The organism is Pedobacter sp. (assembly GCF_035566355.1).
Lineage (GTDB): Bacteria > Bacteroidota > Bacteroidia > Sphingobacteriales > Sphingobacteriaceae > Pedobacter.
The window spans coordinates 1-6,145 of the sequence record NZ_DATMRL010000414.1; the positions used below are offsets into that span (position 1 = coordinate 1).

Genomic DNA, 6,145 nt, shown 5'->3' on the forward strand with positions numbered 1-6,145 from the left:
ATTATTATTTTTATTGTTGTCACTGCTGCCACTATTGGCAGCAGCTCAAAAGAGCTATACCATTTCAGGAAAATTGCCAGCCGTTAAAGGGCACGCCAAAGCTTATCTCGTTACTTTACAAGGGAATTCGTATAAAAACAAAGATTCTGTGGATATAAATGGCGGCCAATTCCAGTTTAAAGGAAATGTGAGTGAACCTGCCCAAGTCATGATTGAAGTAAAGTACAGCGGCCTGCGCAAAAGTGGAAATCAAAATGATTATATCAGTTTTTGGCTTGAAAACTCCAATATATCTTTAATCACAGCTGATTCTATAAAAAACGCAAAGGTCAGCGGATCAACAGCTGATCGCCAGGATCGGGAACTTTCGGCATTAATTACACCTTTCACCAACAAAATTATCAAGCTACAAAATGAATTTTCAAAAGGGCATGAAGCCGTAGCCGGAAAAACTGTTGAGGAGCGAAAAGTTGCGTCGGATAGTCTAAACAGCTACGTTAAACAGATCAGAAACATCCAATTAAAGTTTGTAGAATCAAATCCTAATTCATTTATGGCGTTGTACACATTTAACACTTCTATCCTCGGCAGTCACTTTGACTCAGCAGAGGTAAAGCCCTTGTTTTATAAATTCTCTTCCCAGCTTCAGTCATCATCATTGGGAAAACTAGCCATAGACAGAATTTTAGCAAATGAAAAGCGTGCGGTAGGTGTAAAGATCATCGATTTTTCACAGACTGATATTAACGGCAAACCATTCAACATAAAATCATTACGCGGCAAATATGTGTTTCTGGATTTCTGGGCCAGCTGGTGCTACTGGTGCCGCGCTGAAAACCCAAATGTGTTAAAAGCCTATGAGCAGCTCAAGGACCGGAACCTAGAAATTGTAAGCGTATCGTTTGATGAAAGCAAAGCTTCCTGGGAAAACGCAGTAAAACAAGATAAACTCCCTTGGTTGCAGGTGTCCGACTTAAAAGGGATGAAAGTAAGAGATGGATTGGCAGCCAAGTTAGATATTAAAGCGTTACCCCAAAACCTGTTGATCAATCCGGAAGGTATGATCATCGCTACCAATCTTCGTGGTGAAGACCTTCCAGCAAAAATATCCGCTTTTATTACCGTAAAAAAACAGTAAAAATTAATAAAATGATGACGAAAACAAAACGTATACTGGTGGCCGTTTGCTGCCTTCCTCTCAGCTTATTTGCACAAAGGGGGTTAGATCCTAACGGGAAAATATTGGGCAAAAATCTGATGGGAGAGGAGCTTGATAAAACACTGAGCACACTAATTAAATAATATAAAATATGATGAACATGAAAACATTTATTGGTGCCTTATTGCTGTTGCCTGCAAGTTTCTGTATGGGACAGGATAAGTTTGAAATCTCTGGAAACCTGCCTGCTGTAGGTAACGGGAATCAAGTAATCTTAAGTTATGTGAACGCATTGGGCAAAAGTGTGAAAGACAGCACGCTGCTAAAAAATGGTAAATTTACAATATCTGGTACAACGGCGCACGCCAGTAAGGCGTACCTGACCTTAATTCCGGTGAAAAAAGATACCAGCCGCCGTTATGCAGACTATGATAGGCAGGATTTTTACCTGCAAAAAGGAAAGTATCTGGTAACCGGAAAGGATAGTCTGGCTACGGCACGGATTTCCGGAACGCAGGCGCAGGCTGATTTTATAGCTTATACTGCACAAATGGGAAATAGACCAGCCCTATATAGAAAAATCGGTTATGATTTTCTGAATGCAAGGTCTGCAAAAGATACCGTAGCGATCAAAAGGATCCAGGCGGAAGCAAAGCCGCTCGTGGCTAAGATGGAAGCGGTATTGGATTCTTTCATCTTCAACCACGGAGATTCTTATGTGAGTGCGGATCTGATCAATGACAACAAAACAATGGTAATTGATCCGCAAGTTTTTGATCCCTATTACAAAGCTTTAAGTCCGAGAGTCCTTGCGGGTTTTACTGGTAAAAAGCTGACCGAAAAATATGATAAAGCGAAACAGCTTGCCATTGGTAAGGCTGTAGATTTCAGGCAGACAGATGATAAAGGGAAGGAATTCAAACTTTCATCTTTAAGAGGCAAGTTTGTATTGGTTGATTTCTGGGCGAGCTGGTGTGGTCCATGCCGGGCAGAAAACCCGAACCTGCTAAAAGCCTATAAGCAGTTTAAAGATAAGAACTTTGAAATAGTAGGTGTTTCTCTGGATGAAACTAAAGCGGCTTGGTTGGGTGCAGTAAAACAGGACGGTATGCCTTGGATTCAGGTTAGCGATCTGAAAGGGTTTAAAAGCGATGTTGCGGTTCAATATGGTATTTCTGCTATACCTCAAAATTTTCTGATCAACCCTGAGGGGGTGATTATAGCGAAGAATTTACGTGGAGAAGATGTGAATGAAAAAATTTCCTCTTTTATTAGGTAAAATCGCATAATGGCATCAAACTATGTGTCATAGCCAATTTAAATGAAAAAGCCCCTTTGGGGCTTTTTCATTTAATATCAATTGCGTTTTTTTAACATAAAAAGGATAACTGATTAATTAATAGCCTGGATTTTGTTTAAATCCGGTATTTCCTACGCTTTTGGCAACTTCGATTTCTGATTGTGGTACTGGCCAGATGGTATCTCTAAGGGGGAATGAACGATATGCATTATTAGGATCCTTTATAGTAGGAATGATGGTACGATCAAACCGCCATCTTTTGAGGTCAAAAAAGCGTTGTCCTTCCATTGCGAATTCAATTCTTCTTTCGTGACGGATCCGGGTGCGCATATCTGCAGCTGATAAACCTGCAGGAATAGAGGGCATGGCAACATCTGGTCTTGTTCGGACTGCGTTTATGGCGGCGTAAACTGTTCCATCCGGACCTCCAACTTCATTTTGGGCTTCGGCATACATGAGCAATACATCAGCGTAGCGCATCAGTACCCAATCCTGGTCGCTTTGTGTTGCATAAGTAGTGGGAAAACGATTTGGATCAATTCCTTTACGCGGCAGAAAACCACTGGGTACCGCTGCGGCTTTAGGATCAAAAGCCGTAACTGAGGTTGTGCCTCGCCAGTCGCCAGGAACAATAATGCTCATTTTTAGTCGTGGGTCTCTATTGGCATAAGGTGTAGTACTGCTAAATAAAGGTGAAGACTGGATCGGCAAGCCATCAATGCATTCGTAATCATCTACAAGGTATTTGAGCACATTTACATTGTTAAGATAGGAAAATAACCAATCTTGGGGGCTGTAAAAACTTGGAGGTGAATAACGTGCCGAAAACATGATTTCTGGATTGTTGTTCTGACCAGGTTTTAAAAACAGACTGCTGTAAGTATCGGCAAGTTTAAATTTGTTTTCTGTCATCACCAGTTTGGCGGCATCAGCTGCTTTTTGGTACTGACCATTGGCTAACAGCACTTTGGCTTTATAGGCTAACGCTGTGCCTCTTACCGCATGTCCGTTATAATTTGTGTTGGGTAAATTGGTTGCTGCATAATCAAGATCGGCGAGAATGGAATCTACAACAAGACTTTTGGGGGAGCGCGGAATGGTTATGCTGGCCTGATCAAAGCTAAGTGGTTTAAGTGTTAGTACACAATCTCCATATAATTGGGATAAGAGAAAATAATGATAAGCTCTGATGAACTTTACCTCTCCTATGTACTGGTTTCTTAAGGTTGGTGTTAGTTGAATATCACCGATACGAACCAGGAAAAGGTTGCATGTTGCGATGGCCTGATAGCTATATTTGTAGGCATCTGAAACAATCCCTGTCATAGTTGCTTCAATGTTACCGGTGGAAACCGTAGAAAAATTGCCCCCGCTGGAAATTGTATAGCCGTTATCAGTAAGGGTTTCCCAAAACATATATCCGCCACCAAAACCGGCTCCTGCGTTGCTTACACTTGTTGCATTGTTTCCCCGGCATAAAAAGTTATAGCAACCTGCCAATGCAAGGTCTGCGTCATTTTGGGTTTTCCAGAATGTCTCTTTTTGCAGTTGTGCCAAGGGATCTTTTTGAAGAAAATCCTTCTTGCATGCACTAAAAATACTTAGCCCAGATAGGATTATGATAAATAAAAATAGCTTTTTCATCTGTTTAATTTTTTTTTCATTTGTGATGAAGCTATCAGATTTATTCAAACTGTGATATGAATAAATCATGATGATTTCATAGTCTTTAATTAAAAGGTCGCTCTAACTCCGAAGTTAAATGTCTTGTTTTGAGGATGTGTTACATAGCGTGTGTTGGTGGCTATTCTTTCGGGATCCAGTCCTGGAAATTTAGTGAAAGTGAATAGGTTTTCTCCGGAAAAATAAACCCTCAAGGCACTCATTTTTATTAATTTAACTAGTTTTTCAGGGAGGTTGTAGCCCAATTGTATATTTTTTATCCTTAAAAAGGAGGCGTCTCTTAAATAATAACTAGAAATAGTACTGAGGTTTTGACTAACATTACCTGTGCCGGTTAGATAGATAAGCGGCATCGTTGTGCTTGGATTGCTCGGCGTCCAGGCATTAAGCCAATCTGTTGTTGGGACAGAACCCTGGTTGAAGGGCTGGAAACCCCATCCGTTAACATATTGTTTTTGTCCCTGTGAACCATAGAGGAAGATAGAAAGGTCGAAATTCTTATATTCAAAATTAGCATTTAAAGAGTAGTCATAATTTGGGAATGCACCTGAAAATATTTTTCTGTCATTCTCATCAATTTTATTGTCACCATTCTGATCTTTGAATTTAAATGTTCCTGGAACAGGATTATAAGGTTGTTTTGGTGATGTAGCTATTTCATCAGCAGATTGGAAGATCTTTTCAAATTCATAGATATAATAACTGTCGAAAGGTAAACCTACCTGATCAATTGTCGTGGTACCGATCTTAGTTGCACTATATTTTAATAGTTTATTGCGGTTAAGTTGGATGTTGGCCGAAAGAGAATAATTTAACTCGCCAATCTTATCTTTGTAAGAAAGAGATAATTCCATTCCTCGGTTTCTTATAGTCCCATTATTTATAGTTGGTGGGTCGTAGCCAATGTAAGTTGGCAGAGGAGCTACATCCAGGATATCAGTAGTGAGCTTATTATAATAATCAGCCGTTAAACTTAACTTATTTTTAAAGAAAGACATGTCCAACCCAAGATCGAAAACCTTTGTGCTTTCCCATTTGATGCTTTGATCAACGAGACCAGTTTTACGAACTCCATCACCAAGATTGGCTCCAAATGGATAAGAAAAACCTGTTGTATACACATCCTGATAAGGGTAATTGCCTATGTTCTGATTGCCTAGTTTTCCCGTTGAGGCACGGATTTTCATGTCAGAAACTACTGGCAGGAGATTTTTGAAAAAATCCTCCTGTGAAATTCTATAACCTAGAGACAGAGAAGGATACAAACCCCATTTATTTCCTTGTGCAAAGCGGGAAGAACCATCATATCTGATGTTTCCTTCCAAAAGATACTTTCCTTTATAATCGTAATTCAATCTGCCATAGTAAGAGTTGATGGACCATTCAGCTGCGGTTCCGCCGTTGAGCTGGGAACCTGTACCTCCAGCGTCAATTTCGGGCACAGAGTTGTTCGGATAGGTAACCCTGGAGGCCGAAAGGCTCTGGTTTTTATAATACTCTGCCTGGGTTCCTGCAAGTATGTTAAAAGAGTGATCACCTATTTTTTTTGTATAGGTCAATTGAGTATAGCCAATTGGATATATGTAGTTCTTATCAGTTACGAGTAATCCCTGTCCACCTGTATCCAAAGTACGGAATGGTGCATCATTTGGTCCTGCAAACCAGAGATATTGTCCTATCACTGGTTTATAATCATAGGATTTCTGAAAATCAAAATTTGTTCCGACACTGGTTTTCCATTGTAAGCCTTCGATGAGTTTGACATCGAGAAAGAGATTCCCTTGCATAAAGTAATCGGTATTTGATGCGAGTGCATTTTCTGCTATTGCAACAGGATTTTTATTGGCAGTCTGAAAAGAATAGGCCGTAGCAGTATAGCGTCCACTGCCATCAGGTAATACAGGTCCGTAAAGCGGAGACTGGGATAGAGTGGACAGGAACATGTCCTGACTACCAGGTCTAGGATAAGTACGCTGACCGTAATTTAAGGTAATACTGCTGCC

5 protein-coding genes are annotated in these 6,145 nt (G+C 40.3%); 3 read left to right on the forward strand and 2 right to left on the reverse strand.

Annotation, left to right across the window (positions count from 1 at the left end):
* The 3 genes from VNZ46_RS16030 to VNZ46_RS16040 form a co-directional block, all read left to right on the forward strand.
* On the forward strand, positions 1 to 1,138 hold a 1,138-nt coding region (locus VNZ46_RS16030; RefSeq protein ID WP_325561072.1), incomplete at its 5' end, for a TlpA disulfide reductase family protein.
* Positions 1,139 to 1,149: 11 nt separating this feature from the next.
* Entirely contained in the window at positions 1,150 to 1,302 is a 153-nt protein-coding gene (locus tag VNZ46_RS16035) for a hypothetical protein (RefSeq protein WP_325561073.1), read from the forward strand.
* A gap of 17 nt (positions 1,303 to 1,319) precedes the next feature.
* Positions 1,320 to 2,438 carry a TlpA disulfide reductase family protein gene (locus tag VNZ46_RS16040; protein WP_325561074.1) on the forward strand — a complete coding sequence of 373 codons (1,119 nt, stop codon included), beginning with the start codon at positions 1,320 to 1,322 and terminating at the stop codon, positions 2,436 to 2,438.
* A 117-nt stretch (positions 2,439 to 2,555) separates the two neighbouring features.
* Here VNZ46_RS16040 and VNZ46_RS16045 read toward each other — a convergent pair whose 3' ends face one another.
* Positions 2,556 to 4,103 (reverse strand): RagB/SusD family nutrient uptake outer membrane protein, encoded by a 1,548-nt coding sequence (locus VNZ46_RS16045; protein WP_325561075.1) that lies wholly within the window; start codon positions 4,101 to 4,103, stop codon positions 2,556 to 2,558.
* Positions 4,104 to 4,192: 89 nt separating this feature from the next.
* Positions 4,193 to 6,145, reverse strand: a 1,953-nt coding sequence (locus VNZ46_RS16050; protein WP_325561076.1) for a SusC/RagA family TonB-linked outer membrane protein, incomplete at its 5' end; no start/stop codon positions are given.